Genomic DNA, 25,480 nt, shown 5'->3' on the forward strand with positions numbered 1-25,480 from the left:
CTTTTTTTTACCATGCGCTTTGCCGCCGGCGACCCGAACAGCGACACCATCCGCAATGTCGTGAGCGACCGCAGCGGCATGCTGTGGGTCTCGACGCGGGGCGGCGTGCACCGTTTCGACCCCGCCAGCCGTCGTTTTACCACCTACCGCCACGATCCGGCCGACCCGCACAGCCTGTCCGATAACATGGTGCGACCCGTGCTGGAAGACGGCAAGGGGCGGCTGTGGATAGGTTCTTTCCACGGCCTCGATTTGCTGGACCGCGCCAGCGGCCATTTCCGGCATTTTCGCCACGATCCGCAAAACCCGCATAGCCTCAGTCACGACGAAGTGCATTTCCTGCACGAGGACAAGCGCGGCGTGCTGTGGGTGGGCACGGCCAATGGCTTGAACCGCATGGATGTCGATGCGAAAGGCGAAATCCGCTTCCGGCGCTTCCTGCGCAAGGATGGCATGGCCGACGATGCCGTCGCCAGCATCCTCGGCGACGATAACGAGCAGCTGTGGCTGAGCACGAATAGCGGCATCACGCGGCTCGACATGCGCAGCGGCCTGTTCCGCAACTACGACAGCGCCGATGGCACGGTGGAAGGCTCGTACTTCGATGGCGCGGCCCTGCGCGCGGCCGATGGCACCATGTATTTTGGCGGTTTTAACGGCATGACGGCGTTCGTGCCGCAGGATATCCACGACAACCGCGTTCCGCCGCTGGTGGCCATCACGGAACTGCAGATCTTCAACAAGCCGGTGGCCATCGGCCGCGGCGAATTCGCGCACGTGCTCAGGACGGCGATCGACCATACGCGCCAGCTGGTGCTGACCAGCCGCGAAAGCGTCTTTTCGCTGGAATTCGCGGCCCTGCATTTCGCCGCGCCCCAGCGCAATATGTTCGCCTACCGGCTCGAAGGCTTCGACCAGGACTGGGTCATGACGGATGCGGGGCGGCGTTTTGCCACCTACACCAACCTCGATGCGGGCAATTATGTGTTTCGCGTCAAGGCGGCCAACAAGGACGGTGTGTGGAACGAGAGCGGCGCCACGCTGGCCATCACGATCCTGCCGCCGTTCTGGAAAACCTGGTGGTTCCGCACCCTGATGGCGGCGCTGCTGCTGGGCGCCATGTATGGCGCTTACCGGCAGCGCGTGCGCGCGCTGCGGCGCCAGCAGAACGAGCTGGAAAAACTGGTCGGCGAACGCACGGCCGAGTTGCAGAGCAAGGAAGTCGAAGTGCTGGCCCAGTCGGAAAAGCTGGCGCAAGTCAACAGCAGCCTGACGAAAAACGAGGAAAGCCTGCGCCTGGCCAAGCGCAAAGCCGAGGATGCGACGCGCCAGAAGTCGGAATTTTTGGCCAACATGAGCCACGAGATGCGCACGCCGCTGGCCGGCGTGATCGGCATGCTGGGCTTTGCCCTGCGCGACGAGCAGCTGCATGACGCCACGCGCGAGCAGATATTGCGCGGCCAGGCCAATGCCCAGTCGCTGCTGGTGATCATCAATGACTTGCTCGATTTTTCCAAGATCGAGGCGGGCAAGCTGAGTATCGAAAATATCGACTTTGCGCTCGGCGCGGCGATCGAGACGGTCGTCAGCCTGTTCGAGGAGCAGGCGGCCGCGCGCAGCATCGGTTTTGCCATCGATTTTGCGCCCGACCTGCCGCCCTTCGTGGTGGGCGACCCGACCCGTTTGCGCCAGGTGCTGGTCAACCTGGTCGGCAATGCTTTCAAGTTCACCCAGCGCGGCGGCGTCAGCGTGAGCGTCGAACGGGCCGGCGTGGCCAGCGGCAGCGGCGGACGCTGTGTCAACCTGATCCGCTTTACGGTCAGCGACAGCGGCATCGGCATCGATGCGGACGCGATGGCGCGCCTGTTCCAGAAGTTCGAGCAGGCCGACGCCAGCACCACGCGGCGCTACGGCGGCACGGGGCTGGGCCTGGCGATCTGTCGCCAGCTGGTCGAACTGATGCAGGGCGAGATCGAGGTGGCCAGCACGCCGGGGCAGGGCAGCACCTTTGCCTTCACCTTGCCGCTGGCCGATGGCGTGGCGCCGCCGCTGGTGCCGCAGGTGGCGCTGGCGCCGCACAGCCACCAGTTGCGCGTGCTGTGCGCGGAAGACTTCCCCACCAACCAGATCATCATCCGCGTCATGCTCGAAGAACTGGGGCACAGGGTCGATGTGGTCGCCAATGGCGTGCTGGCGGTGGCGGCCTGCGTGCATACGCGCTATGACCTGATCCTGATGGACGGGCGCATGCCGGAGATGGACGGCGCCACGGCGACGCGTTTGATCCGCGTGGGCGGCTGGCCGGACCAGCCCGTGCGCGACCAGGAATTGATGATCGTGGCCCTGACGGCGAATGCCAGCGATGAAGACCGCAGCCGCTATCTGGGCGTCGGCATGGATGATTTCCTCAGCAAACCGGTGGACGAGGCGGCGCTGCATGCCTTGCTGGCGCGCGCCATCGAGCGCCAGCTGCAGCGCGGTTTCATGTTGCCGCGCATGCCGTCGAACGTGCCGCGCGCCAGCGCGCGGGGGCAGGCCGAACTCGATGCCCTGTTCGGCATCGCGCCGGCGGCCCCCGTCGCGGCACCCTCCCAGTCCATCCGCAGCGGTGAACTGCAACGGCGCATCCGCGTCGCCTTCGTCGCCGACCTGGAGGGGCGTCTGCGCGAACTCGACGCCGCCCTGGCGGCGCAGGACAGGGACAACGCCGGGCGCCTGCTGCACGGTTTGAAGGGCAGCGCCGCCTATCTCGACGAAACGCAGCTGCACATGCTGTGCACGGAAATGGAAGAGGCGGCGGACGGCGGGCGCTGGACGCAGGTGGCCCTGCATTTGCCGCAATTGCGCGCACTGTTGGCGCAAATAGCCGTTTCGGGCAAGGAAATGTAAAATAGGCAATGCCGGCCTTCGAGCGCGCGGCGAAACTGGGTAGAATACGGCCAGGCCCCTGACACCGCCGGCAATGGAGAAAGCAATGAAAGTACTGGTGGTTGACGATGATGTCGTGTCGCGCATGGTATTGATGCATCTGATCGACAGCTGCGGCGTGCACGATATCGTGGAAGCCGAAGATGGCGCGGCGGCGTGGGAGCAGCTCGAAGGGGGCTTGCGCCCGTCGCTGTGCTTTTGCGATTTGCGCATGCCGCGCCTGTCCGGCATGGAGCTGCTGCAGAAAATCCGCTCCGACAGCGCGCTCGACGCCATGCCGCTGGTGCTGGTATCGTCGGCCAATGACCAGGATACGGTGCGCGACGCCGTGCAGGCCGGTGCCGCCGGCTACATCGTCAAGCCCTTCCAGCCCGAGCAGGTGCGCCAGCATATCGACGCCTGCTTCGACGTCTCCGCATTGCCGGCCGAGGCGCCGCGCGACACCTTGCAGCGCCTCGGCATCGACAGCGAACGCCTGCAGGCCTACCTGACGGGTTTCCAGGGGCAGGTGGGCGCCGCCAGCGAACAGGTCGACGCCTTGCTGGCGCGCGGTGAACCGGTCCAGGCGCGCCAGCAGCTCGAACGGCTGCACCTCGGTTGCCGCACCCTGGGTTTGCATGGGGCGGAAGCTGGCATGATGGCCCTGCTGCAGGCTTCGGTGCTCGATGGCGAGCAGATACAGGCGGCGCTGGGCGCACTGACGCGCAGCGTGGCGCAGCAGGCGCGCCTGGCGCGGCAGCACGACACCGCCGACTGAATCTGCTGTTTTCCGCTTGTCGGAAAAATACTTTAGGTTTAAAGTATCTACTTCCGGGCCATGTGCACGCGCCCGCTACCAGCCAGGATGAGCATGAGCAGCGACCCTTCGCCTACCACCGCATCTCCCCAGGACGACTTTGCGCGCGCGCACCTGCCGCCGCGCGCACTCTGGCCGCAGCTGTGCCTGGACTTGCCCGAGCTGCAGTATCCGCCGCGCCTCAATTGCGTCGCCGTGCTGCTCGATGCGGCCGTCGCCAGCGGTGGCGGCGAGCGCACCGCCATCCTTGCCGACGGCCAGCGCTGGACTTATGCGCAGCTGGCGCGGCAGGTCGACCGCATCGCCCATGTGCTGCGCGCCGACCTGCGCCTGATTCCCGGCAACCGCGTGCTGCTGCGCGGCGCGAATACCCCGATGATGGCCGCCTGCCTGCTGGCCGTGCTGAAGGCTGGCTGCATCGCCGTGCCCACCATGCCGCTGCTGCGCGCGCGTGAACTGTCCACCATCCTCGCCAAGGCGGAAGTGAACGCCGTGCTGTGCGCGCAGGACTTGCGCGGGGAACTCGATGGCGTGCCCGGCTTGCCGCCGATGTTGTGCTTTGGCGCCGCCAACGCGGAACTGGAACGGCACATGGCCGCCCACGATGCGCCATTTCCCGCGCACGACACGGCGGCCGACGATGTCTGCCTGATCAGCTTTACCTCGGGCACGACGGGCGTGCCCAAGGGGACCATGCACATGCAGCGCGACCTGTTGGCCATTTGCGACTGCTTTCCCCGCTCCATGCTGCAGGTGCGCGCCGACGATATCTTCATCGGCACGCCGCCGCTGGCCTTCACTTTCGGCCTGGGCGGCCTGCTGCTATTCCCGCTGCGCTTTGGCGCTTGCGCCGTGCTGCTGGAAAAACTCACGCCCGAGGGTCTGCTGCGCGCCATCGGTGCCTATCACGCCACGATCTGCTTCACGGCGCCCACCTTTTACCGCCAGATGGCGCCCCTGGCCGCGCAGCACGAGCTGCGCAGCCTGCGCCTGTCCGTCTCGGCCGGCGAGGCGCTGCCGCTGGCCACGCGCGACGCCTGGCAGGCCGCGACGGGGCTGGCCATGACGGACGGCATCGGCGCCACCGAGATGCTGCACATTTTCATTTCCGCCACGGGCGAGGGCATCCGCCGCGGCGCCATCGGCAAGGCCATCCCCGGCTACCAGGCCTGCATCGTCGATGACGCGGGCGTGCCGCAGCCGCCCGGCGTGACGGGCCGCCTGGCCGTGAAAGGCCCCACCGGTTGCCGCTACCTGTCCGACCCGCGCCAGCGCGAGTATGTGCAGAACGGCTGGAACCTGACGGGCGACACCTTCGAGATGGATGCAGACGGCTATTTCTATTACCGCTCGCGCAGCGACGACATGATCGTCTCGGCCGGCTACAACATCGCCGGCCCGGAAGTGGAAGAGGCGCTGCTGCGCCATCCGGCCGTGGCCGAATGCGGCGTCGTGGGGCGCGCCGATGCCGAGCGTGGCCAGATCGTCGAAGCGCACATCGTGCTGAAGGATGGTTTTCAGGCCAGCGACCTGCTGGCGGCCGAACTGCAGGACTTCGTGCGCCAGCAGATCGCCCCGTATAAATATCCGCGCGCCATCCGTTTCCTGCCTTCCCTGCCGCGCACGGAAACGGGCAAGCTGCAGCGCTTCAAACTTCGCACGGACACCCCATGAATATCGTCTGCATCGGCGGCGGTCCCGCCGGCCTGTATTTCAGCCTGCTCATGAAAAAGCAGAACCCGGATCACCGCATCACCGTCATCGAGCGCAACCGCCCGTACGACACGTTTGGCTGGGGCGTGGTGTTTTCCGACCAGACCCTGGGCAACCTGGCCAACGCGGACGAGCCGACCGCGCGCGCCATTCTGCAGGCGTTCAACCACTGGGACGATATCGAGATCCACTTCAAGGGTCAGACCGTGCGCTCCGGCGGCCATGGTTTTTGCGGCATCGGCCGCAAGCGTCTGCTCAATATCCTGCAGGCGCGCTGCGAGGAACTTGGCGTGCAGCTGGTGTTCGAGACGGAAGTGCAGGACGACCAGGCCATCGCGAAGCAGTACGGCGCCGAGCTGGTGATCGCCAGCGACGGCTTGAACAGCCGCATCCGCACGCGCTATGCGACCAGCTACCAGCCCGAGATCGAGCAGCGCCATTGCCGCTTCGTCTGGCTGGGCACGCGCAAGAAATTCGAGGCGTTCACGTTTGCCTTCCGCCAGACGGAATTCGGCTGGTTCCAGGCGCATATCTATCAATATGACGGCGACACGTCGACCTTCATCGTCGAAACGCCGGAACACGTGTGGCGCGCGGCGGGACTCGATAGCATGAGCCAGGAAGAGGGCATCGCCTTTTGCGAAGCGCTGTTCGCCGAGGAACTCGATGGGCAAGGTCTACTGAGCAATTCGCCGCACTTGCGCGGCTCGGCGCAGTGGATCACCTTCCCGCGCATCGTTTGCCGGCAATGGGTGCACCGGCAGGACGGCGTGCCCGTCGTGCTGATGGGCGACGCGGCCCACACGGCGCATTATTCGATCGGCTCGGGCACCAAGCTGGCGCTGGAAGACGCGATCGAGCTGGCGCGCTGCTTCGGCCAGCATGCCGACAGCGATGCCGCGCTGGCCGCCTACCAGCAGCTGCGCGCCATCGAGGTGCTGAAGATCCAGAGCGCGGCGCGCAATTCCATGGAGTGGTTTGAAAACGTCGAGCGCTACAGCGCCATGGAAGCGCCGCAGTTCGCCTATTCCATGCTCACGCGCAGCCAGCGCATTTCACATGAAAACCTGCGCCTGCGCGATCCCGCGTATGTGGCCGACTATGAATGGTGGCTGGCGCGGCGCGCGAGCGAGCAGGCCGGCGTGGACATGCTGGATCAGGCTTTGCCGCCCATGCTCACGCCGTTCCGGTTGCGCGGCGTGCTGCTGAAAAACCGCATCGCCGTCTCGCCGATGGCGCAGTACAGCGCCGTCGATGGCGTGGCGGGCGACTACCATCTGATGCACCTGGGCGCGCGCGCCATGGGCGGCGCAGGTCTCGTGTTTGCCGAGATGACGTGCGTGTCGGCCGACGCGCGCATCACGCCCGCCTGCCCCGGCATGTACAGCGAAGCGCATACGCAGGCGTGGCGGCGCATCGTCGATTTCGTGCATGCCAACAGCGATGCGAAGATCGCCCTGCAGCTGGGCCACGCGGGCGCGAAAGGCTCGACGCGGCCCATGTGGGACGGCATCGACCTGCCACTCAGGGAGGGTAACTGGCCGTTGATCTCGGCCTCGGAGCAGCAGTACCTGGCCGGCGTGTCGCAGGTGGCGCGCGCGGCCACGGAAAGCGACCTGGCGTGCATCGAGCAGGACTTCGTGCACGCCACCCTGGCGGCCGCCGTCGCCGGTTTCGACTGGCTGGAACTGCATTGTGCGCACGGCTATCTGCTGTCGAGTTTTATTTCGCCGCTGACCAACCGCCGCACCGACGAATTTGGCGGCAGCCTGGAAAACCGCTGCCGTTATCCGCTGCGCGTGTTTCGCGCCATGCGCGCCGCCTGGCCGCAAGATAAACCGATGAGCGTGCGCATCTCGGCCCACGACTGGGTGGAAGGCGGCATCACGCCCGACGATGCGGTCGTCATCGCGCGCCTGTTCAAGCAGGCCGGCGCCGACCTGATCGACTGTTCCTCGGGACAGGTGAGTAAACTCGAACAGCCCGTGTACGGACGCATGTTCCAGGTGCCGTTCGCCGACCGCGTGCGTAACGAGGCGGGCATCGCCAGCATGGCCGTCGGTTCCATCTTCGAGGCCGACCACGCCAACAGCATCATCGCCGCCGGGCGCGCCGACCTGTGCGCCGTGGGCCGCCCGCACCTGGCCAACCCGGCCTGGACCCTGACCGAAATGGCGCGCATCGGCTACAGCGGCGGGGCAGCAGTCTGGCCGAAACAGTACCGGCCGGGCCAGCAGCAGCTGGAACGCAATCTGCAGCGCGAGCGCCAGCTGGCCGCCGCCAGCACGGGCCTCACCCCGCAACAGGTGGCCGCGCGGCTGCTGGAAGGATGACATGAGCAAGCAAGCATTGATTGATCGGCACGCGCTGGTGACGGGCGCCGGCAGCGGCATCGGCCTGGCCTGCGCGGGCGCCTTGCTCGACGCGGGCGCCCGGGTCACCCTGGCCGGGCGCGATGGCGCGCGGCTGGCGCGCGCGCGCATGCAGCTGGAAGAGGCGGGCCACGCGGGCAGGGTGGCCATCTGCGTGCTCGACGTGAGCGTGGAAGCGTCCGTGCAGGCCGGCTTCGCGCAGGTGGGGGCGCATTTCGGCCGCATCGATATACTGGTCAATAACGCGGGCCAGGCGCACGCGGCGCCCTTCGGCAAGACGGACGCCGCCATCTGGCAGCAGATGCTGGCCGTGAACCTGACGGGGGTCTTTCACTGCTGCCAGGCCGCCATGCCGGCCATGCTGGAAGCGGGCTGGGGACGTATCGTCAACGTGGCGTCGACGGCGGGCTTGAAAGGCTACCGTTACGTCAGCGCCTATGTCGCCGCCAAGCATGGCGTGATTGGCCTGACGCGCGCGCTGGCGCTGGAAGTGGCGCCGCGCGGCGTCACCGTCAACGCCGTCTGCCCCGGTTACACGGAAACGGACATGGTGGCGCAAGCCGTGCAGAATATCGTGCGCAAGACGGGGCGCGGCGAAGACGCGGCGCGCGCGGAACTGGCGGCCGCCAATCCGCAGCAGCGGCTGGTGCAGCCGCAGGAAGTGGCCGATGCGGTGGCGTGGCTCTGCCTGCCCGCATCAGCCGCCATGAATGGACAATCGATCGCCGTCGCCGGCGGTGAAGTAATGTAACTGAATGAAGATCATGGATAAAGAAAGCGCTGACGCGCAAGAACAACCGGTACTGGACCTGTCCAGCCGCCTGACGCAGGACCACCACCAGTCGCTCAAGCTGTGGCTGCGCATGCTCTCGTGCACGGTGAAAATCGAAAACGAGGTGCGCACGCGCTTGCGCGCCAGCTTCGGCATCACCTTGCCCCGCTTCGACCTGATGGCGCAGCTCGAGCGCTTTCCCGAAGGCTTGCGCATGGGCGAACTGTCCAAGCGCATGATGGTCACGGGCGGCAATATCACGGGCATCACCGACCAACTGGAGCAGGAAAAACTGGTGGTGCGCGTGGTCGACCCGAAGGACCGCCGTTCGTACAGCGTCAAACTGACGCCGGCCGGGCGGCGCGCCTTCGACGAGATGGCGCGCGTGCACGAAGGCTGGATCGCCGAACTGCTGCACGGCGTGACGCCGGACGACAAAACCCGATTGATCGACCTGCTGTCGCAGATGAAACAGCACTTGAATGAACACGATCGTGACATCATCGATAAATAAAGGAAGCACCATGCGCCACTTACCCGGCCAGCCGCAAGACCTGCCAGGCAACCGCGCCAGCTTGGCCGACTACGCCGCGCGGCATTTTCTGTTTTCCGTCGACGCAGGCGTCGCCACCCTGACCCTGCACCGGCCCGAGCGCAAAAATCCGCTCACCTTCGATTCCTATGCCGAGTTGCGCGAGCTGTTCCGCGCGCTGGCGCATGCGGACGACGTCAAGGTTGTGGTGATCACTGGCAGCGGCGGCAATTTCTGCTCGGGCGGCGATGTGCACGACATCATCGGCCCGCTGACGCAGCTCGACATGCCCGGCCTGCTGGCGTTTACCCGCATGACGGGCGATGTAGTAAAAGCCATGCGCGCCTGTCCGCAGCCCATCGTCGCCGCCATCGACGGCATTTGCGCGGGGGCCGGCGCCATGCTGGCGCTAGCGTCCGACATCCGCATCGGCACGGCGCGCAGCAAGACGGCTTTCCTGTTTACCCGCGTGGGCCTGGCCGGCTGCGACATGGGCGCCTGCGCCTTGCTGCCGCGCGTGATCGGCCAGGGCCGCGCCGCCGAGCTGCTGTACACGGGGCGCTCCCTGGCCGGCGCCGAGGCCGAGCGCTGGGGCTGGCTCAACCGCCTGGTCGAGCCGGAAGAACTGGCCGAGGCGACGCAGCTGTTTGCCGCCGGCCTGGCCGGCGGCCCCACCTTCGCGCACGGCATGACGAAAAAAATGCTGCAGCAGGAGTGGAACATGGGCGTCGATGAAGCCATCGAGGCGGAAGCGCAGGCGCAGGCCATTTGCATGGCCACCAACGATTTTCACCGCGCCTATCACGCCTTCGTGGCGAAGGAAAAACCACAGTTCGAGGGTAATTGACATGCGTGATACGAGCTATCTGGACTGGCCATTTTTCGAGGCGCGCCACGCCGCGCTTGAATTTGAGCTCGATGCCTGGGCGGCACTGCACCTCGATGGCGCGCATGGCGCCGACGTCGACGCGGCCTGCCGCGCGCTGGTGGCGCAACTGGGACAGGGCGGCTGGCTGGCATACGCCACCGGCACCGATGGCAAGATCGACACGCGCGCCATTTGCCTGATGCGCGAAACCCTGGCGCGTCACGATGGCCTGGCCGATTTCGCCTTCGCCATGCAAGGCCTCGGTTCCGGCGCCATCGGCCTGTTCGGCAGCTTGGAGAACAAGGCGCGCTATCTGCCGGACGTGGCGAGCGGCAAGCGCATCGCCGCGTTTGCCCTGTCCGAGCCGCAGGCAGGGTCGGATGTGGCGGCCATGGCGTGCGCGGCGCGCCGCGACGGCGACGCGTATGTGCTCGATGGCGAAAAGACGTGGATCTCGAATGGCGGCATCGCCGACTTTTACGTGGTGTTCGCCCGCACGGGCGAAGCGCCCGGCGCGCGCGGCATCAGCGCCTTCATCGTCGACGCCGACAATCCCGGGCTGGAAATCGCCGAGCGCATCGCCGTCATCGCGCCGCATCCGCTGGCGCGCCTGCGTTTCAATCACTGCCGCGTGCCCGTGTCGCAGCGCCTGGGCGAGGCGGGGCAGGGCTTCAAGGTGGCGATGGCGACACTCGACGTGTTCCGCACCTCGGTGGCCGCCGCCGCGCTGGGCTTTGCGCGGCGCGCCTTTGATGAAGCGCTGCGCCACGCGACAAAGCGCCAGATGTTCGGCCAGACCCTGGCGGACTTCCAGCTGACGCAGGCCAAGCTGGCGCAAATGGCCACCGGCATCGATGCTTGCGCGCTGCTCACCTACCGCGCCGCCTGGCAGCGCGACCAGGGCCGCAAGGTGACAAAGGAGGCGGCGATGGCCAAACTGACGGCCACCGAAACGGCGCAGCAGGTGATCGACGCTGCCGTGCAACTGTTCGGCGGCATGGGCGTGGTCAGCGACCATCCGGTCGAGCGCCTGTACCGTGAAATTCGCGCCTTGCGCATCTACGAGGGAGCCAGCGAAGTGCAGCAATTGATCATCGCGCGCGAATTGCTGCGCGAGGCGGGGGACGCATGAACGGCATGAATAACCAGGAGAATACGATGCAAGTGCTGCAACCAGCGGGATGGGCCAGGCCGCGCGGCTATGCGAACGGCGTGGCCGCCAGCGGGCGCGCGGTGTACGTCAGCGGCATGATAGGCTGGGATGCGCAGGGTCAGTTTCACACGGACGATTTCGCGGGGCAGGTGCGCCAGGCGCTGCAGAATATCGTCGCCGTGCTGGCCGAGGCGGGCGCCTTGCCCGAGCACATCGTGCGCATGAACTGGTATGTGCTCGACAAGAAGGAGTACGTGGCGGCATATCCGCAAATCGGCGTGGCCTACCGTGAGCTGATCGGCAAGCATTTTCCTGCCATGACGGCGGTGCAGGTGGCTGGCCTGATCGAGGATCGCGCCAGAGTGGAAATCGAAGTGACGGCGGTGCTGCCCGACTGACTGCCTGTGATGAAATATTGCAAATCAGCATCATTTCCGACAGGCTGGAGCGCCAACTGCCATGCTCGTGCCTGGCAAGCTGTCAATGGCGCGCGCCAGCCTGTATAATGCCGCTGCGCGTGTCGCCATCGTACAATGGATAGTACAAGGTCCTCCTAAGACTTAAATGCAGGTTCGATTCCTGCTGGCGACACCACATTTCCACGCAGCGCGCGTCGGCAGCCTGACTTCATGCGGGCAACAATTACAGGTCGATAGCGATTGAAGTCCGAGATATCGGTACAATGCGTGCTTCATTCATCTAATCGGCAGCTGTTTTGCGCACCACGCGGTGTGCAGGAAACGGCGCCCGAGCACTCTTACTCATTATGGCTGTCATTTCTCTTTCATCGGCGCAACTTGCGTTCGGTCACGTCGCGCTGCTTGATCACGCGGAATTTTCACTGGAAAACTCGGAACGGGTCGGCTTGATCGGCCGCAACGGCACCGGCAAATCGTCGCTGTTGAAGGTCATTTCGGGCAAGTTCAAGCTCGATGACGGCTTGTTGGTGATGCAGCAAGGCATCAAGATCGCGTATGTGGAGCAGGAACCGCAATTCGACCCGGACATGTCCGTGTTCGATGCCGTCGCCTCCGGCATGGGCGAATCGCAGGCATGGCTGAAGGAATACGACGAGTTGACGGGCCAGTTTGGCCAGGGCAATGACGACGAATTGATGGAGCGCATGCACGACATCCAGGTCAAACTCGATGCGGCCGATGCGTGGAGCTTGCCGAACAAGGTGGAAACGGTGCTCGATCGTCTGAACCTGACGGGCGACATGCTGATGAAAACCCTGTCGGGCGGGATGCAAAAGCGCGTGGCGCTGGCGCGCGCGCTGGTGTCGGCGCCCGACGTGCTGCTGCTCGATGAGCCGACCAACCATCTGGATTTCAGCTCCATCCTGTGGCTGGAAGGCCTGTTGCGCGATTTCAAGGGTAGCGTGCTGTTCATTACCCATGACCGCTCCTTCCTCGACAACGTTGCCACGCGCATCATCGAGCTCGACCGCGGCCGCTTGCTGTCGTACCCGGGCAACTTCACGGCGTACCAAGTACGCAAGGCCGAGCAGCTGGAAATCGAAGACGTGGAAAACGCCAAGTTCGACAAGTTCCTGGCGCAGGAAGAAGTGTGGATACGCAAGGGCGTCAAGGCGCGCCGCGTGCGCGACGAAGGCCGCGTGCGCCGCCTGGAAGCGCTGCGCCTGACGCGCAATGCGCGCCGCGACCAGCAGGGACAAGTCAAGCTGGACGTGTCGGCCGGCGAACGCTCGGGCAAGATCGTGGCGGACCTGGAAAACGTCTCGAAGATCTATGGCGACAAGGTCATCGTCAAGGATTTCAGCGCCACCATTTTGCGCGGCGATAAGGTCGGCCTGATCGGCGCCAACGGCGCCGGCAAGACCACCTTGCTGAAGATGATCCTGGGCCAGGAAGAGTCGGACACGGGTACCATCCGCCTGGGCACCAAGCTGCAAGTGGCGTATTTCGACCAGATGCGCACGCAGCTGAACGAAGAAGCGAACCTGATGGAAACCATCGCGCCGGGCAGCGACTGGGTCGAGATCAATGGCCAGCGCCGCCACGTGATGACGTACCTGAACGACTTCCTGTTTGCGCCGGAACGCGCGCGTTCGCCCGTCAAGTCGCTGTCTGGTGGCGAGCGCAACCGTTTGCTGCTGGCGCGCCTGTTCGCCAAGCCGGCCAACGTGCTGGTGCTCGATGAGCCGACCAATGACTTGGATATCGATACCCTGGAATTGCTGGAAGAGTTGCTGGAAGAATACACCGGCACCGTCTTCCTCGTCAGCCATGACCGTACCTTCCTCGACAACGTCGTCACGCAGGTGATCGTCGCCGAAGGCGAGGGCAAGTGGCGCGAATTCGTCGGCGGCTACACGGACTGGGAGCGCGTGCGCACCTTGCCGATCGCCACGGCGCCAGCCAGCAAGCCGGCCGTGAAGGTCGAGGCTGCCGCACCGGCGGCCAAGCAGAAAAAGCTCAGCTACAAGGAGCAGCGCGAGCTCGACGAACTGCCTAACATCATGGCGGCGCTGGAAGATGAGCAAGCCGTGCTGGCAGGGCAATTGTCGCATCCCGATTTCTACAAGAAAACGCCGGCTGAAGGCAAACGCCTCAATGCGCGCGTGGCGGAAATCGAGAAAGAGTTGCTGGCAGCGCTAGAAAAGTGGGAAGCGATCGAAGCGCGCGCCAAAGGCTGAGTTGCCTGTCATTGATTGCCGCCTGCGGCAATCAATATCAAAATTGATACTGTAGTGATAAACTCTGGCTGAAGCGGGTGTTGCCACCCGACGCGTGTAGCGTGTCGGGTGGTAACATACTCTCCGTTACAGACCCCGGAGCGGCATTGCGTCTTGTTGATGCATCAAAGACAATATTGCTGATACTATTCCCCGTGTTGTTACTGTAGCGGCACCGGCCGCAAGCAATCTGTATCTGCCAGCCATCACCAGACCGGAAACGGGGGAGCGCCTTCATGTTTGACCGACTCGCGCTGCCACGCGTGCTGCCTTTTTTTACTTATCTATTTTTTATTCTTATTGCTGATGTGTTAATATGGGCGGGCTATGCTCAGGAGCAACTACGCTATTTGTATGTGGTGAAAATTGGCGTCGTTCTGGCTCTGCTGTGGCGATATCGCCGGCACTATACGGAGCTGGCCTGGCCCGGTCCGCCGGTCATGGGCTGGCGTGCCATTGTCTGGGCCGTGCTGGCGGGCATCGTGGTGCTGGTGCTGTGGCTCAACCTGGGCGCGTCCTGGATGGTCATCGGCGAGTCGGCCGGTTTCGATCCGCGCTCCGGTAATGGCTACGACTGGCCACTGGTGCTGGCGCGCATCGCCGGCGCCGCGTTGGTGGTGCCCGTGATGGAAGAGTTGTTCTGGCGCTCCTTTCTATTACGTTGGTTACAATCGCCGAATTTTCTGGCCGTTGAACCGTCACTGCTGAGATTTCGCTATATTGTTGTTACGGCGATACTGTTTGGCTTTGAACATAATTTGTGGTTTGCGGGCATTGTTGCCGGCTTAGCATATGGGTGGCTCTACGTGCGTTTTCGCACCCTGTGGGCGGCCATCATCGCGCACGGCGTGACGAATGGCTTGCTGGGTGTCTGGGTACTCATGACTGGGCAATGGGCTTATTGGTAATCGCGTCATCGGCGCCATTAGTTAATGCAGTAATCACAAAGATGAAAAAAATGTTGAGCTTGACTGAAAAAAAGTGCGCTGCCGGTGATGCAGCACGAGCTGTTTTTCGCACGCCGCGCCTGGGCCCGCTGTCGCTGCTGATCGGCGCTGTCTTCAGCACGGCCGTCCATGCTGAAATCAGCGACACGATTCATCCGTTCATCCAGACGTCGATTGCCTATGACGACAACTTGCTGCGCCTGAGCGAGTTTCCGGGGCAAACGCCGGATCTGGGCGATACCAGCCGGACGGTGCAGGGCGGCTTCCTGTTCGAACGTCCCGTCGGCCGGCAGCTGTTCACGGGCTACGCCAAGCTGAGCCGCGTGACCTTCAACCGCTTTACGGAACTCGATTACAACGGCAAGGACGCGCTGGTCGATTGGGCCTGGCAGTTGGGCAACCACGTACAGGGCCATCTGGGTACCAGCTACCTTGAAACGCTGGCGCCATTTGCCGATACCAATTCCAGCGAGCGCAATTTGCGCACGCAGCGCCGCCATTATGCGGATGTGACCTGGCTGTTCCATCCCAGTTGGCAGGTGCGCGCAGGTGTTTCGCGCTTCGATGCGGACTATGAATTGCGCGCGCAAAAGATCAACAACCGCTCGGAAGACGCGACCGAACTGGGTCTCGATTATCTCGCCGCCAGCGGCAGCAAGGTGGGCGTGCAGCTGCGCCGCCTGAAGTCGGACTATCAATTCAAGGGCGGCGCAGGGACGGGTTTTCCCGATAATGATTACACGCAGGATGAAATCAAGGCCAATGTGCTGTGGCTCGTCAGCGGACCGACCAAGCTGTCGTTCCTCGGCGGCTGGGTGCGGCGTACGCATCCGCTGTCGGGTGCGGGCAGCAGCAGCGGCACCAACGGCCGCCTGATTGCCGATTGGGTGGCGACGGGAAAATTGCGTTTCAATGCGGCACTGTGGCGCGAATTCCAGGTGGTCGAGGGCGGCATCGTCGGTAGCAGCCTGAACAAGGGCGCCAGCGTGGCGGCCTTCTGGAGCGCTACGGCCAAGGTGGGTGTCAATGCCCAGGTGCAGCACGAGAAGCGTGACTTCAGCACCATCAATGGCTTCACGGCCCTGAGTGGCCTGTCCGATGCGAGCACCAGCAGTTCGCTGGGCCTGACTTACACACCGCTGCGCAACATCACGCTGGAAGCCGATGCATTTCGCGGCAGGCGCAGCGGCAATCCTATCGTGGGCAGCAATAGTTACCGAGCCCAAGGGGTTTCGTTCTCCGCCAATGTTCAATTCTGAAAAGTAAAATGACGATTAACGATATACCCCTGATTTCCTTTTTCCAGCGTGTGCTCGACCCTCTGGTCATCATGTTCACGCTGTATGGATGCTCGATCGTACTCGGTTCTTCCTTCGACGGTTATGCCCTGGTATTGATGATACTGGCGTTTTTCATTTCATCGTCCATCTATCAGCATATCGATCCGTATCGCGCCTGGCGTGCCGGGCGCATGTGGGCCTATGCGCGCGACGTGATCGTCGGCTGGGCCATCACGGCGCTGATCCTGGTCATGCTCGGCGTGGTCAGCGGCCTGGCGCAGCATTATCATGTCAAGGTCGTGTATGCCTGGTTTGTCATCACGCCGTTGCTGCTGATTTTCCTGCAACTGGCGGCGCGGCGCGCACATTCCATCCAGGGTAACGGCGACGAAGTGCGCTCTGTCGCCATCATCGGCGCCAACAATGTCAGCGTGCGCTTTGCCGACGCCATCAGCAAGCACCCGAACCTGTTCATGCAGGTGGAAGGCTACTTTGACGACCGGGAAGAGGAGCGCTGGCCAGAAGGCATGGATCACCCGATGCTGGGCCGAATGGATGAGATTGCCGCTTACGTCCGCAGCAAGCAGACCAAGATGATTTTCATCAGCCAGCCCATCTCGGCGCAGCCGCGCATCCGCAAGTTGCTCGATGAATTGCAGGACACCACCACCTCGGTGTATTTCCTGCCGGATATTTATGTATTTGACCTGATGCAGGCGCGTTTTGACAACGTGTGCGGCATGCCCGTCATCGCCATCTGCGAATCGCCATTTACCGGCTGGAACAGCACGATCAAGCGCATGAGCGACCTGGTGCTCGGCTGCCTGATCCAGTTGTGCCTGCTGCCGCTGATGCTGATGATTGCCATCGCCGTGAAGGTGACCTCGCCCGGTCCCGTCATTTTCAAGCAGCGTCGCTACGGCCTGTATGGTGAAGAAATTATCGTCTATAAATTCCGTTCGATGACGGTGTCGGAAGACGGTGCCAAGGTGGTGCAGGCCACCAAGGATGACCAGCGCCTGACGCGCATTGGCGCTTTCCTGCGCCGCAGTTCGCTCGATGAGTTGCCGCAGTTTATCAATGTGTTGCAAGGGCGTATGAGTATTGTTGGCCCGCGACCACACGCAGTGGCACACAATGAGCAGTATCGCAAGTTGATCAAGGGCTATATGTTGCGCCACAAGGCCAAGCCGGGCATTACCGGCTGGGCGCAGGTCAATGGCTTGCGGGGCGAGACGGAAACCCTCGACAAGATGGAAGCGCGCGTGCATTTCGACCTGGACTATCTGCGCAACTGGTCGCTGTGGCTGGACCTGTGGATCGTGGTGCGCACGGTGCAAGTGGTGCTGAAACGGGAAAATGCCCATTGATGGTGCGACAGGCTATCAAGAAGATTGCCGCACAGCCAAGCATTGTGGTGTGGCGACAACTCCCAAGTTGCCCGCCGTCTGGCATTTATGTTGACCCAAGAAAATTAGTTGCATCATTTGTGATTTCTATAATTCTGTTGCATAATTTGTACCTGTTGCATGCTAAAGTGATTGCAGAGCCTGTAAGATAGCGTGCTGAAACTATGTATGCATGCATCGTTTTGATCCGCCTGCCCGAAAAGCGTGGCGGCGGTTGAAAACATGTTGAACCCTCTGAGATGGCGAGTCCGATGAAAATGAAACGAATTGATGTACAACACCGCATTCTGACCGCTGGCGTTATCCTGTTGACAGTGGCCGGCCTGGCCGCCTGTGGTGGCGATAAGCAGAAGAAGGTGGGCCAGGCGCTCGCCAGCGTGAATGGCGAAGAAATCACGGCGCTGCAGCTGAACGAGGAATTGCAGCGCGCCGGCGTGCCGGCGGCGCAGCAGGAAGCGGCCAGCAAACAATTGCTCGAAGCGCTGATCGACCGCCAAGTGGTCGAGAATGTTGCGTTGAAAGAAAAGATCGACCGCGATCCGAAGGTCATGCAAGCCATCGAGCGGGCCAAGGCGCTGATCATCAGCCAGGCCTACATGCAAAAGAAATTGAGCGGCATTGCGCCTCCGAGCAAGGCCGAAGTGGAAGATTACTTCAACAAGCACCCTGAATTGTTCAGTAATCGCAAGCAGTTCGACATGCGCCAGTTGCTGATCGCCAGCAAGGATATGAACGATGCGCTCAAGCAAGTGATCGACAAGAGCAAGTCGCTCGATGAGGTGGCGGCCTGGATGGAGAGCAACAAGATCGGTTTTGCGCGTGGCCAGGTGTCGCGCACGACGACGGATCTGGCGCCGGAACTGGTTACCAAGTTGCAATCCATGCCGAAAGGCCAGCTGTTCATCATCAATGAAGGTGAACGCGCGATGCTGATGACGATCGTCGACATCAAGGAGGTGCCGGTCAAGCTGGCCGCCGCCGCGCCGCAGATCGAGCAGTACCTGGTCAATACCAGGACAAAGGATGCCGCCAAGCAAGAAATGGAGCGCCTGCGCGCAGCGGCCAAGATCGAGTATCTGAACCGACCTGCTGCTTCTGCCGCCACTGCGGCATCGGGTGCCGCTTCTGCAGCCGCGGCAAGCGCCAGCGCTGCGGCTACCGCACGAGGCGTTGCTGGCCTGAAATAAGCATGCCTGGCACCATTGATATTTTGCTTAACTAACTGTAATGACCGACGAGATCGAGCTGATGATGAAACGACTGATACTTTTGATAATGACTTCACTGCTGGCCTTCACGCTGGGCAGTGCCAATGCCGGAGAAGTCGTGCTCGGCGCGGGCGACGTGCTGAAGATTTCCGTCTACGGCAACCCGGATCTGGGCGTGGAAACGCGCGTCAGCGAAGCGGGCGACATCACGTTCCCTCTGATCGGCCAGGTCAACGTCATGAAAATGCCCGTCGCCGAGGCGGAAAAGAAGATTGCCAACAAGCTCGAAACGGGCGGCTTTGTGAAAAAGCCGCAAGTCAATATCATCGTTACCTTGTTGCAAAGTCAGCAAGTGTCGGTGCTGGGCCAGGTGAACCGACCGGGCCGTTATCCGGTCGATGGCCGCCGCAGCCTGCTTGACTTGCTGGCGCTGGCCGGTGGCATCGGTCCCGAGGGCGGCGATACGGTCAGCCTGATCCGCAAACGCGATGGCAAGACCACGACCGATGTCGTCGATGTCGTGGAAATGGTGCGTACTTCCGACCTGAACCGCGATTTTGACCTGGCCGCCAACGATGTTGTATTTGTAGAACGCGCTCCACGCATCTATATTTATGGTGAAGTGCAACGTCCAGGCCCCATGCGCCTGGAGCGCTCGATGACGGTGCTGCAGGCGCTGTCGGCCGGTGGTGGCCTGACCCAGCGCGGCACCGAGCGCAACATCCGCATCAAGCGCCGGGGGGCGGACGGCAAGTTGCAGATCATCGATGCCAATCACGATGACCTGCTGCTCAGCGACGACGTGGTGTATGTGAAGGAAAGCTGGTTTTAAGTGATGGTGGCAGCGCTTTGCTGCCTATTTTGTACCGATTGTTTTGCGATGATATGAGACGGCTTCTATGAATTTCTCCCAGTTTTTACTGATATTGCGCGCTCGCCAGCGCGTCATCTGGATCACCCTGGTGATCGTGGTGGCGACAACGCTGGCGATCAGCCTGCTCCTGCCCAAGACGTACAAGGGCACGGCATCCGTGTTGCTCAACTACAAGGGCGTCGATACCGTCACGGGCCTGGCAATGCCGGGTCAACTGATGGCCGGCTACATGGCCACGCAAATCGATATCATCAGCAGCAAGAACGTTGCCCTGCATGTCGTCGATTCTCTGAAGCTGGCGCAAAATCCCGCCGTCATCGCCCAGTTCAACGCTGCCACGGGCGGCGAGGGCGCGGTGCGTGACTGGCTGGCCGATCTGTTGCTGAAAAAACTCGAGGTCGTACCTTCGCGTGAAAGTAGCGTTGTAGAAATCAGTTTCAGCGGTTCGGACCCGAATTTCGTGGCCGCCATCGCGAATGCCTTTGCGGAAGAGTACCAGCGCGTCAGCATCCAGCTGAAAGTCGAGCCTTTGAAAAAAGCCTCGGCCTATTTCAATGACCAGACGCGCCAGATGCGCGATGTGCTGGAAGCAACGCAAAGCCGTTTGTCCAAGTACCAGCAGGAAAATGGCATCGTCAGCCTGGATAACCGCGTCGACGTGGAATCGAACCGCCTGAACGATTTGTCGCAGCAACTGGTGATGGCGCAGTCGCAGTCGATGGAAGCGACCTCGCGCCAGCGCATGGCGCAAGGCACATCGTCGCTGGAATCGCCCGATGTGGCGCAAAATCCGATGATCCAGAATTTGAAGATTGCCCTCGGCACGGCCGAATCGAAGTTTGCCGAGATTTCACAGCGCCTGTCGCAGAACCACCCGCAATACATCAGCGCCAAGGCGGAACTCGATAAATTACGCAGCGACCTGGCGGCAGCTATCCGTCTTACTGCAGGCAGCGTGAGCAACAATGCGCAGATTTTGCAGCAGCGCGAAGGTGCCATCCGTGGCGCGCTTGCGGCGCAAAAAAGCAAGGTGCTGGAACTGAACCGCACGCGCGATGAAATGGGCGTGCTGATGAAGGATGTCGAAAGCGCCCAGCGCGCCTACGACGCCACGTCGCAGCGTTTTTCGCAGACCAGCATCGAAGGCCAGGCCGAACAGTCCGATATCTCCATCCTCAATCCTGCCGTGCCGCCGGTCGTGCCGGCGGGGCCGAAAGTCATCCTCAACACCGTGCTTGCCTTCTTCTTTGGCGGCTTGCTGGGCCTGGGCTTGAGTATTCTGCTGGAAATGCTGGACCGCCGCGTGCGCTCCGAACGCGATCTGTTCGATGCGCTGCAAATTCCGGTGCTGGGCGTGATCGCCTGGCAAGCGCCGAAGCGCCGCCGCTTCAAGTCCCTGAAGTCGGTGTTGTCGAGCCGCTTGCGTTTGAATTAATTCGATAGGAAACACAATGAATCATCCTGCACTTCCTGGCCATGTACCAGCACCTGGCGCCCACACGGCGCACGTTGGCGATTCAAGTATCGGCGCCTTGCTGCTGGAGTCGGGCAAGATCACGCCCGAAAATGCCGAACGCGTGCTGCGCATGCAGAAGGAACTGGGCATCCGTTTTGGTGAAGCGGCGCAGCGCCTGGGCCTGATCACCGAAGCCGATATCGAGCAGGTACTCGCGCGCCAGTTCAATTATCCCTACCTGCCGCGCGGCAGCGGTAATTTTTCGGACAAGCTGATTGCCGCGTACGAGCCATTTGGCCAGCAAGTCGAAACCTTGCGCGCCATCCGCAGCCAGTTGATGCTGCGCTGGTTCGCGCGCGGCCACAAGGCGCTGGTGGTGGTGAGTATCAATGCGGACGATGGCGCCGCCATCTTTGCCGCCAACCTGGCCGTGGTCTTATCCCAGCTCGGCGAGCAAACCTTGCTGGTCGATGCGAACTTGCGCGCGCCGCAACAGCAGGAATTCTTCGGCCTGAAAGGGCGCCAGGGCCTGTCGGACCTGCTGGCTGGCCGCGGCGACCTGGACGCGATCGCCAAGATCGATTCGTTTGTTGCCCTGTCGGTCATGAGCGCGGGTACCTTGCCGCCGAATCCGCAGGAATTGCTTAGCCGCACTTCATTTGCGACACTCAACGAGCAAATCGCCTCGCGCTATGACGTGGTGCTGTACGACGTCGCGCCATTCTCCAGCGGCTCGGACGCGCTGGCCGTTGCCGCACGCGCGGGCGGCGCCTTGCTGGTGGCGCGCAAGAATGCCACCGGACTTGCCGATCTGGCAGCCTTCGCCGAGCAGCTGGAGCGTAACGGTGTTGAAATTGTTGGTACCGTTATGCAAGAGTTTTAACCCCGCATTATCGCTGCCCCTGCGCATATCGTGCCTAAGCAGGCATGCGATGCATGCTTCCTCTCCCCGAATTTGCCTGGCCGCCATGTGCGGCCATTTTCATGCTGTGAACAAGCGCCACACGAATTCTTTTCGTGATGAAATAGAGCGGCTTGTCCAGGCGTCGAATCAATGACAACCCATGATTAAACTATCGCTGTCTGAGCGGACCGTCGCCCGGCAAATATGGCAGCTTGCGATCCGATAGGGGGAATACCTGCCGGTGGCGACACGATGCACGTATTGACAAGGCCAGACCATGTTCAACATCAAGCCATGCCTGGTTTGTATTGCGCCAGCAAGGATGGGAAATGTATAGTGGGCAAACGATGTATTTCCACAATGGAGGGATGGCAACATGAAATTTCTGTTCGAAACAATCCGGCAATTGAGCAGCGATCACAGGGGGCCAGATGCCGGCGGCGCCATGGCGGGCGCAGGACGTGTGCGCCGCGGCGCGCTGGGCGTGTTGCTGACCGCGGCGATGGCTGTTGCCGTGCCTGCCGGCGCCACTTGCCTGGACAAGGCGCCCTTGCGCGGCGTCAACCTGGCCGGGGCGGAATTCAATGGTGGCAAGATTCCCGGTACCGTATTCAAGGATTTCATGTATCCGAGCACGAACGATATCAGCTACTTTGCCAATCTGGGCGCGAACATGCTGCGCCTGCCGTTCCGCTGGGAACGCTTGCAGCCTGTCGCTGGCGGTCCGCTCGACCCGACACAGCTGAGGTTTATTGCCAAGGTGGTGGAGACGGCGAAGTCGCACGGCATGTGCGTGCTGCTTGATGCGCATAACTATGGTGCCTACAACAATATTCCATTGGGCAGGCCTGGCGCCACGACCGAGGACTTTGCCGATTTCTGGGTACGCATGAGTGCAGCCTTCCCTGATACTGATACGGTCGCGCTTGGACTCATGAACGAGCCGGTGCTGACGAGCCTGAGGCAATGGGGCGAAACGTCCAAGGCCACGCTGGCAAAATTGCGTGAAAATGACGCGAAACACCTGGTCGTCATTGCTGGCGGTACCTATAGCGGCGCGCATGACTGGGCCACGCCGCGTGATGGCGTGTCCAACGCCACGACTTTTGCTAGCGTGAAAGACCCGTTGGCGCGCACCCTGATCGAGGTGCACCAGTATGTCGACTCGAATTACTCGGGAACCAAGGCCGATTGCATCTCTCCGGCCAAGCTGACTGATATCCTCGAAAAGGTCAGGGTCTGGGCCGTGGCCAACAAGCAAAGTGTGTTCATGGGCGAATTTGGCGTTGCCGACACGCCAGAGTGCCGGCCCACCTTGCAGGCGGCGCTGACGTCGATGCGTAACGCGCCATGGGCCGGTTGGACGTACTGGTCAGCGGGCGCGTGGTGGGGCAAGAATTATATCTTCAGTGTGCAGCCGGTCGTGGGCGTGACGCGTAATTCCCTGACCCTGCTGCAGGCCGAGTGGCAAAAATAGGCGGTGGCGTAGCGTTGTGCCACGATGCTTGTTGCGCACGCATGGTCGCGCCAGTTGGAGCGGTCATGCGCACCGTTTTATCGCGCAGCTTGCCGCTGAAGTACGCGTGTTGCCGTTCGTGTAGGTTCGTTTCCGTCGTGGCAGCTGCGGCAGGTTAAAGTTGATCAAAAGAATCATTTTTCCATATGGCAAGTGATTGATTGCACAGGGATTTGTCTCTTTTGCCAATATTTGCGCGTGGACGAAAAAATAGCCTGCCCAAATGCAGTATTTCAGCTTGACCAGCGTCGCGGCTCCGTTATAATCTTAATGTTTTGTTAAAATAGTTTCTTATCCTTTAAAGGTTTCTGGGGGAGCTATCTTGCAAATACGATAGGCCGAGGTTTAACCGATGCCAACGATGCTGTGCTGTACCATTCGGTAAGGCAGGCGCTTTTGATACGACAGTCATTCATGGGGTAGTAATGCAAACCTCTTCCTTAAGCTCGCGCGGCGCCGTGATACCGTGGTGGAAGGCCGCCATTCCCGAATGGGGACCGGTCGTGATCGGTTTGCTGGCCCTGTACGTCCCGTCCTTTTATGACTTGATCACTGGCTTGTGGATGAGCGAGGAGCAGGCGCATGGCCCGATCATCCTCGTGCTGTCGACCTGGCTGCTGTACCGCAAGTGGCCGGAAATGATGGCAAGAACCGAGGGCCAGCCTTCGTCCAGGGCAGGCTGGGTCGTCGCCGTGGTGGGCCTGGTCATGTATGTGCTGGGCCGCTCGCAACAGTTTTCCATCTTTGAAATCGGCTCCTACATCGTCCTGCTGGCTGCGGTGCTGCTGATCAAACGCGGTACCCTGGCCTTGCGCATCATGTGGTTTCCCCTGTTTTTCATGCTGTTCATGATTCCCTTGCCCGGCATCCTGGTGGCGATGTTGACGATGCCGATGAAGACGGCTGTGTCGTATGTCACTGAACATGTGCTGTTTTTCCTCGGTTATCCGATCGCCCGCAGCGGCGTGATTTTGCAGATGGGCCAATATCAGTTGATGGTAGCAGATGCCTGCGCCGGTTTGCACACACTGTTTACGCTCGAAGCCCTGGGTTTGTTCTACCTCAATCTGGTGCGCCATACGTCCGCCCTGCGCAACGGCGTGCTGGCCGTACTGATCGTGCCGATTTCCTTTACGGCCAATGTGATCCGCGTGATGACCTTGACCCTGATTACGTATTATTTCGGCGACGCGGCAGGGCAGGGCTTCCTGCATGGTTTTGCCGGCATGGTGCTGTTCATATCCGCCCTGTTGCTGATCCTGGGCGTTGATTGGCTGTTGCAGTCGTATGTGCAGCGGCGGGAGAAAAAGCATGCTTGATACACTGCAAGGTATGCAGCGCAAGACGCTGTTCGCGGGCCTGCTGCTGGGCGTGCTGATGGTATCGACCTCGGTGCTGACGAAGATAGTGACGCCTACGGTCAAGATGTCCGAAGGCAAGCCCATGCTGGACCTGACGGCGCTGGTGCCGGCCGAGTTCGGCGAGTGGCATGAAGAGCGCGATGCGGCCGCCGCCGTGGTCAACCCGGAAGCGGAGGCTGCGCTGGCGAAGATTTACACGCAAACGCTGGCGCGCACCTATGTGAACGCCGCTGGCGAACGCATCTTGCTGTCGGTTGCCTATGGCGATGACCAGCGCGGCGAAGCGACGCAGGCACACCGCCCCGAAATTTGCTATACGGCGCAAGGCTTTGCCATCACCAGCAATGACGTGGGCACGCTGAAGGTGGCCGAGCGCAACATTCCCGTGCGCCGCCTGGTGGCAGTCAGTGGCAGCCGCAATGAGCCGATTACCTACTGGGTGACCGTTGGCGACCGCGCCACCTTGCCTGGCGTGGGGCGCAAGCTGCTCCAGCTGTTCTATGGCCTGGGCGGTAAGGTGCCCGATGGCTTGCTGTTCCGCGTCTCGAGCATCCAGGCCGACAAGACGGCGGCATATGCGTTGCAGGATCAGTTCGTCAATGCCCTGTTTGCCCATATCGGCAAGGCGCCGACGGAAAAACTGGCCGGCAAGTTCGATGACTAGCAATAACACGGCGTGTAGCCTGACCAATC

General features: G+C 62.0%; 20 protein-coding genes and 1 tRNA gene. All 21 read left to right on the top strand.

From position 1 onward, the window contains the following. The coding region (locus K0F86_RS05435) for an ATP-binding protein (protein ID WP_257571996.1) at nucleotides 1-2,889 on the top strand (2,889 nt) is incomplete at its 5' end. 85 nt (nucleotides 2,890-2,974) lie between these two features. Next, nucleotides 2,975-3,685 (top strand): response regulator, encoded by a 711-nt coding sequence (locus K0F86_RS05440; RefSeq protein WP_219133342.1) that lies wholly within the window; start codon nucleotides 2,975-2,977, stop codon nucleotides 3,683-3,685. Between the two features lie 93 nt (nucleotides 3,686-3,778). Continuing rightward, nucleotides 3,779-5,398 (top strand): AMP-binding protein, encoded by a 1,620-nt coding sequence (locus K0F86_RS05445; RefSeq protein WP_219133343.1) that lies wholly within the window; start codon nucleotides 3,779-3,781, stop codon nucleotides 5,396-5,398. Beyond that, nucleotides 5,395-7,770: a bifunctional salicylyl-CoA 5-hydroxylase/oxidoreductase gene (locus K0F86_RS05450; RefSeq protein WP_219133344.1), complete on the top strand. Its 2,376-nt coding sequence runs from the start codon at nucleotides 5,395-5,397 to the stop codon at nucleotides 7,768-7,770. Before K0F86_RS05445 ends, K0F86_RS05450 begins: the two co-directional genes overlap by 4 nt. 1 nt (nucleotide 7,771) lies before the next feature. Continuing rightward, nucleotides 7,772-8,560 (top strand): SDR family NAD(P)-dependent oxidoreductase, encoded by a 789-nt coding sequence (locus K0F86_RS05455; protein WP_219133346.1) that lies wholly within the window; start codon nucleotides 7,772-7,774, stop codon nucleotides 8,558-8,560. Between the two features lie 13 nt (nucleotides 8,561-8,573). Beyond that, complete coding sequence (locus tag K0F86_RS05460) at nucleotides 8,574-9,095, top strand: MarR family winged helix-turn-helix transcriptional regulator (protein WP_219133348.1); 522 nt, start codon at nucleotides 8,574-8,576, stop codon at nucleotides 9,093-9,095. 10 nt (nucleotides 9,096-9,105) lie between these two features. Beyond that, nucleotides 9,106-9,960, top strand: coding sequence for an enoyl-CoA hydratase family protein (locus K0F86_RS05465; RefSeq protein ID WP_219133350.1), 855 nt, complete (start codon nucleotides 9,106-9,108; stop codon nucleotides 9,958-9,960). A 1-nt stretch (nucleotide 9,961) separates the two neighbouring features. Next, a complete protein-coding gene (locus tag K0F86_RS05470; protein WP_219133352.1) occupies nucleotides 9,962-11,113 on the top strand; it encodes an acyl-CoA dehydrogenase family protein in 1,152 nt (383 codons plus the stop codon). Nucleotides 11,114-11,139: 26 nt separating this feature from the next. After that, a complete protein-coding gene (locus K0F86_RS05475) occupies nucleotides 11,140-11,532 on the top strand; it encodes a RidA family protein (RefSeq protein WP_219133489.1) in 393 nt (130 codons plus the stop codon). Between the two features lie 121 nt (nucleotides 11,533-11,653). Beyond that, a tRNA-Arg gene (locus K0F86_RS05480) sits at nucleotides 11,654-11,728 on the top strand. Nucleotides 11,729-11,900: 172 nt separating this feature from the next. Beyond that, the gene (locus tag K0F86_RS05485) at nucleotides 11,901-13,793 is read left to right on the top strand and encodes an ATP-binding cassette domain-containing protein (RefSeq protein ID WP_071078904.1); all 1,893 of its coding nucleotides are present in this window, start codon (nucleotides 11,901-11,903) and stop codon (nucleotides 13,791-13,793) included. Nucleotides 13,794-14,068: 275 nt separating this feature from the next. Further along, nucleotides 14,069-14,740, top strand: a complete 672-nt coding sequence (locus K0F86_RS05490) for a CAAX prenyl protease-related protein (protein WP_219133353.1) — start codon at nucleotides 14,069-14,071, stop codon at nucleotides 14,738-14,740. Between the two features lie 50 nt (nucleotides 14,741-14,790). Further along, nucleotides 14,791-16,038, top strand: coding sequence for an XrtB/PEP-CTERM-associated polysaccharide biosynthesis outer membrane protein EpsL (epsL, locus tag K0F86_RS05495; protein WP_219133355.1), 1,248 nt, complete (start codon nucleotides 14,791-14,793; stop codon nucleotides 16,036-16,038). 8 nt (nucleotides 16,039-16,046) lie between these two features. Next, nucleotides 16,047-17,429, top strand: coding sequence for an undecaprenyl-phosphate glucose phosphotransferase (locus K0F86_RS05500; protein ID WP_219133357.1), 1,383 nt, complete (start codon nucleotides 16,047-16,049; stop codon nucleotides 17,427-17,429). Nucleotides 17,430-17,719: 290 nt separating this feature from the next. Further along, a complete protein-coding gene (locus K0F86_RS05505; RefSeq protein ID WP_219133359.1) occupies nucleotides 17,720-18,655 on the top strand; it encodes an EpsD family peptidyl-prolyl cis-trans isomerase in 936 nt (311 codons plus the stop codon). Between the two features lie 88 nt (nucleotides 18,656-18,743). Further along, a complete protein-coding gene (gene epsE / locus K0F86_RS05510) occupies nucleotides 18,744-19,508 on the top strand; it encodes a polysaccharide export protein EpsE (protein WP_257571997.1) in 765 nt (254 codons plus the stop codon). A 67-nt stretch (nucleotides 19,509-19,575) separates the two neighbouring features. Further along, a complete protein-coding gene (gene epsF, locus K0F86_RS05515; protein WP_219133361.1) occupies nucleotides 19,576-20,985 on the top strand; it encodes a chain length determinant protein EpsF in 1,410 nt (469 codons plus the stop codon). A gap of 16 nt (nucleotides 20,986-21,001) precedes the next feature. Beyond that, a complete protein-coding gene (gene epsG / locus K0F86_RS05520; protein ID WP_219133363.1) occupies nucleotides 21,002-21,889 on the top strand; it encodes a chain length determinant protein tyrosine kinase EpsG in 888 nt (295 codons plus the stop codon). Between the two features lie 397 nt (nucleotides 21,890-22,286). Continuing rightward, on the top strand, nucleotides 22,287-23,387 hold the full coding sequence (locus K0F86_RS05525) for a glycoside hydrolase family 5 protein (protein WP_219133365.1): 1,101 nt from the start codon (nucleotides 22,287-22,289) through the stop codon (nucleotides 23,385-23,387). A 464-nt stretch (nucleotides 23,388-23,851) separates the two neighbouring features. Further along, nucleotides 23,852-24,745, top strand: a complete 894-nt coding sequence (xrtB, locus tag K0F86_RS05530) for an exosortase B (RefSeq protein ID WP_219133366.1) — start codon at nucleotides 23,852-23,854, stop codon at nucleotides 24,743-24,745. Further along, the gene (gene epsI / locus K0F86_RS05535; protein WP_219133368.1) at nucleotides 24,738-25,451 is read left to right on the top strand and encodes an exosortase-associated protein EpsI, B-type; all 714 of its coding nucleotides are present in this window, start codon (nucleotides 24,738-24,740) and stop codon (nucleotides 25,449-25,451) included. Before xrtB ends, epsI begins: the two co-directional genes overlap by 8 nt. Nucleotides 25,452-25,480: the final 29 nt, after the last annotated feature.

The sequence above is a fragment of the Janthinobacterium sp. UMAB-60 genome, assembly GCF_900095235.1.
Classification (GTDB): Bacteria; Pseudomonadota; Gammaproteobacteria; order Burkholderiales; family Burkholderiaceae_D; genus Janthinobacterium.

Coding starts and splice junctions, on each gene's coding strand:
- K0F86_RS05475 (WP_219133489.1), top strand. CDS start 11,140: ATGCAAGTGCTGCAACCAGCGGGATGGGCCAGGCCGCGCGGCTATGCG.
- K0F86_RS05455 (WP_219133346.1), top strand. CDS start 7,772: ATGAGCAAGCAAGCATTGATTGATCGGCACGCGCTGGTGACGGGCGCC.
- K0F86_RS05450 (WP_219133344.1), top strand. CDS start 5,395: ATGAATATCGTCTGCATCGGCGGCGGTCCCGCCGGCCTGTATTTCAGC.
- K0F86_RS05465 (WP_219133350.1), top strand. CDS start 9,106: ATGCGCCACTTACCCGGCCAGCCGCAAGACCTGCCAGGCAACCGCGCC.
- K0F86_RS05445 (WP_219133343.1), top strand. CDS start 3,779: ATGAGCAGCGACCCTTCGCCTACCACCGCATCTCCCCAGGACGACTTT.
- epsF (WP_219133361.1), top strand. CDS start 19,576: ATGAATTTCTCCCAGTTTTTACTGATATTGCGCGCTCGCCAGCGCGTC.
- K0F86_RS05485 (WP_071078904.1), top strand. CDS start 11,901: ATGGCTGTCATTTCTCTTTCATCGGCGCAACTTGCGTTCGGTCACGTC.
- K0F86_RS05460 (WP_219133348.1), top strand. CDS start 8,574: ATGGATAAAGAAAGCGCTGACGCGCAAGAACAACCGGTACTGGACCTG.
- K0F86_RS05490 (WP_219133353.1), top strand. CDS start 14,069: ATGTTTGACCGACTCGCGCTGCCACGCGTGCTGCCTTTTTTTACTTAT.
- K0F86_RS05505 (WP_219133359.1), top strand. CDS start 17,720: ATGAAAATGAAACGAATTGATGTACAACACCGCATTCTGACCGCTGGC.
- xrtB (WP_219133366.1), top strand. CDS start 23,852: ATGCAAACCTCTTCCTTAAGCTCGCGCGGCGCCGTGATACCGTGGTGG.
- epsL (WP_219133355.1), top strand. CDS start 14,791: ATGTTGAGCTTGACTGAAAAAAAGTGCGCTGCCGGTGATGCAGCACGA.
- K0F86_RS05525 (WP_219133365.1), top strand. CDS start 22,287: ATGAAATTTCTGTTCGAAACAATCCGGCAATTGAGCAGCGATCACAGG.
- epsG (WP_219133363.1), top strand. CDS start 21,002: ATGAATCATCCTGCACTTCCTGGCCATGTACCAGCACCTGGCGCCCAC.
- K0F86_RS05500 (WP_219133357.1), top strand. CDS start 16,047: ATGACGATTAACGATATACCCCTGATTTCCTTTTTCCAGCGTGTGCTC.
- K0F86_RS05440 (WP_219133342.1), top strand. CDS start 2,975: ATGAAAGTACTGGTGGTTGACGATGATGTCGTGTCGCGCATGGTATTG.
- epsI (WP_219133368.1), top strand. CDS start 24,738: ATGCTTGATACACTGCAAGGTATGCAGCGCAAGACGCTGTTCGCGGGC.
- epsE (WP_257571997.1), top strand. CDS start 18,744: ATGACTTCACTGCTGGCCTTCACGCTGGGCAGTGCCAATGCCGGAGAA.
- K0F86_RS05470 (WP_219133352.1), top strand. CDS start 9,962: ATGCGTGATACGAGCTATCTGGACTGGCCATTTTTCGAGGCGCGCCAC.